This window comes from Marinobacter goseongensis (genome assembly GCF_023156235.1).
In the GTDB taxonomy this organism is placed as follows: Bacteria; Pseudomonadota; Gammaproteobacteria; order Pseudomonadales; family Oleiphilaceae; genus Marinobacter; species Marinobacter goseongensis.
The window spans coordinates 1-2,961 of the sequence record NZ_JAKZAI010000061.1; the positions used below are offsets into that span (position 1 = coordinate 1).

Consider the following 2,961-nt stretch of genomic DNA (forward strand, 5'->3'; position numbering starts at 1 on the left):
GGTGAACGGTGTAAGGTCCTGAAACTATAGCACTTTCAGCCGCTTTCTTTTATCCCGTCATGAGAAATCCGGGTTAGGCTCAGGCATTACTGGAAACGGAGAAACGATATGAGCAACATCGTTGAAGTAAACGACAGCAACTTTGATGCGGCCGTTGGTCGTAACGACAAGCCGGTCCTGGTCGATTTCTGGGCACCCTGGTGCGGCCCCTGCAAGACCGTTGGCCCCATGCTTGAAGAAATCGCCGACGAACTGGGCGATGACCTGGTAGTGGCAAAGGTCAACGTGGATGACAGCCCGGAAACGGCGGCTCGCATGGGAATCCGCAGCATTCCGACCCTGGCGCTGTTCCGCGAGGGCGGCGTGGTGGCCCGGCAGACCGGTGCCGGCACCTTGGGCCAGTTGCGGGCCTTCGTCAAAGGCAACCTGTAATTCACCGGCTCGAATCAACACCCTCTTGTTATGGGAGGGTGTTTTTGTGTGCCGGTTGCGCTGCCCGCCAATGCTGGTCAGACTTATCCGGGTCCATTGCCATCATTCAGGACCCCACGATGAAAACCCAGGAGCTGCAACTCCTCTATATTTTCGACGCCATCATGACCGAGCGCTCGGTGACCCGAGCCGCCGAGCGTCTGGCCATGACCCAGCCGGCGGTATCCAACGCAATCTCCCGGATGCGCCAGATCTGGAGAGACCCGCTGTTTGTCCGCAAAGGTCGTAACATCGAGCCGACGTCTTATGCCTTGAGCCTCTGGGACCAGGTAGACGGGCCCATGTACGCGCTAACCAACGCGGTTTCAGCCACTCAGTTCGACCCCGCCAATTCCAAACGGAAATTTCGCATCGCCGCTACCGACGTGATCGTTGAGATGGTCTGGCGCCAGTTAATCGAATTGCTGGAGCGGGAGGCGCCTGGTGTCGACCTGCACGCGGTCCCGTACAAGCCCGATGGCACCTACGACGATCTGCGCGAAGCCCACGTGGACCTGGCGGTTGGCGTTCTGAACCAGCACGACCACAGCCTGCGGAGCACCTGGTTGTTTGAGGGTGGCTACATGCTGGCGATGCGCGAAGGACATCCGCTGGCGGGTAAGCCGATCACCATGGAGGAATTCCTGGAGGCCCGGCATTTGCTGGTGTCCATGTCGGGCGACGCCCATGGTTTCGTGGACAGCTACCTGGACCAGAAGGGACAAAGCCGCCGGATTGCCGCCACCGTCAACCATTTCTCCATTGTGCCGCAGGTGCTTCGGGAGACAAACCTGATTGCGGCGGTGCCCGAACTCATCAGTCAGGACTGCGGTTTTGTGAACGGGCTCTGGATGGGAGACCTGCCCTTTGAGGTTGATCCCACCAGCATGTACCTGGTCTGGCACGCCCGCCATGACCGGGATCCCGGCATTATCTGGATTCGGGACCACCTCGAGCGCCTGCTGCGGGATCGCTGGCACGAAATCATGACCACCTCGCCCTGCGGGCGGCACCTGAAAGCGGTCTAACCGGCCTCAGACTGGAAGAAACAAGAAAGGAGATCGCGCTTTCAAAGGTCATGTGTTCTGCGCAACGAAAAAGGGGGCTAACAGCCCCCTTTCGACATTATGCTTCAGCTAACTCTTCAAGGTAAGGGTAGTCAATATACCCTTCCGCACCCTGGGAGTAAAAAGTCGCCGGATCTGCTTCGTTGAGCTCGGCGCCAAGCTTCAGGCGCTCCGGGAGGTCCGGGTTGGCAATGAAGGGCACGCCAAAGGCGACAGCGTCGGCCAGTCCGGATTCGATGGCTTGTTCTGCTTCTTCACCGGTGTAGCCCATGTTGAGGATCAACTTGCCCTTGAAGTGTTCGCGGACCGGAGTAATGACATCCGCTTGCTGTTCCCCGAAAAAGTCGCTGCGCATCAAATGAACAAAGGCCAGGCCGTAGTCGTTCAGGCGCTTGGCGAGCCAGGTAACCAGACCGACCGGATCACTGTCCTTCATGCTCTGGAAGCTGTTGAGGGGGCTCAGTCGAACACCGACGTTCTCGGAACCGAACACTCCGGATACGGCTTCAATCACCTCCAGCAGAAGTCGGGCGCGATTTTCGATCGGGCCACCGTAGGGGCCTTCTCGATGGTTGGAGCTATCACGCAGGAACTGGTCCAGTAGATAGCCGTTGGCGCCATGAACCTCAACACCGTCAAAGCCGGCGCGCTTGGCATTCTCGGCGGCGGTGCGGAAACCGTCGATGATGGCCGGGATTTCGCTGTCGGCCAGTGCGCGGGGAACCGTGTAGGACTTCTTACCTTCCGGTGTGTGCACTTCATCGCTGGTGATGGCAATGGCGCTGGGCGCTACCGGATCCTTGTCGTTATTTAACACCGGGTGGCAGGCGCGGCCACCGTGAAAGATTTGCAGATAAATTTTGCCACCTTTGGCGTGTACCGCATCAGTGACTTTCTTCCAGCCTTCAACTTGCGCCTCGGAATAGATACCGGGCTCGCGCCAGAAGGCCGAATTGCCTTCGATGGCCATGGTCGCTTCAGTGATGATCAGGCCGGCAGAGGCACGCTGGGCGTAATACTCAACCATCATATCCGTGGGAACGTGATCAGCGTCGGCACGGACGCGGGTGAGGGGGGCCATGAAGACCCGATTGGCCAACTCACTGGCGCCCATTTTCAGGGGAGTAAAAAGTGTGTTCATAGCATCCTCGGGAAATTTTGTGTACAAGAGCTGGTAGCATATCCGCCCGTTGGCCGGGCGGACTAATTCGGACGAGATATATCAATCATCATCCTGACTTATACGACAGGCTGTTCATCTTTTCCTCCGGACAAGCGATCCGGAGGAAAAAAGCCGCCGGCAATCATTGCATTCATCAGTTCGCCTACTTTTGCACGCAGGTCATCCCTCAACAACCTCATTGCCGGCGTTATTGACTGTCGGGTAGGACAAATCAGCCACAGCTCGGATACCGGCGGCGCA

General features: G+C 58.0%; 3 protein-coding genes and 1 pseudogene. 2 read left to right on the forward strand and 2 right to left on the reverse strand.

From position 1 onward, the window contains the following. Positions 1-108: 108 nt before the first annotated feature. Together trxA and MLC70_RS18230 are read left to right on the forward strand one after the other, a co-directional pair. Positions 109-432, forward strand: coding sequence for a thioredoxin (trxA, locus tag MLC70_RS18225; RefSeq protein ID WP_224848255.1), 324 nt, complete (start codon positions 109-111; stop codon positions 430-432). A 119-nt stretch (positions 433-551) separates the two neighbouring features. Then, positions 552-1,499, forward strand: a complete 948-nt coding sequence (locus MLC70_RS18230) for a LysR family transcriptional regulator (protein ID WP_248185931.1) — start codon at positions 552-554, stop codon at positions 1,497-1,499. Positions 1,500-1,596: 97 nt separating this feature from the next. On the opposite strand, the gene MLC70_RS18235 is transcribed toward MLC70_RS18230, so the two are convergent. Both MLC70_RS18235 and MLC70_RS18240 read right to left on the reverse strand, forming a co-directional pair. Next, complete coding sequence (locus MLC70_RS18235) at positions 1,597-2,679, reverse strand: alkene reductase (protein ID WP_248185933.1); 1,083 nt, start codon at positions 2,677-2,679, stop codon at positions 1,597-1,599. A gap of 98 nt (positions 2,680-2,777) precedes the next feature. Then, positions 2,778-2,961 (reverse strand): annotated as a pseudogene (locus MLC70_RS18240) (LysR family transcriptional regulator); the annotation flags it as partial.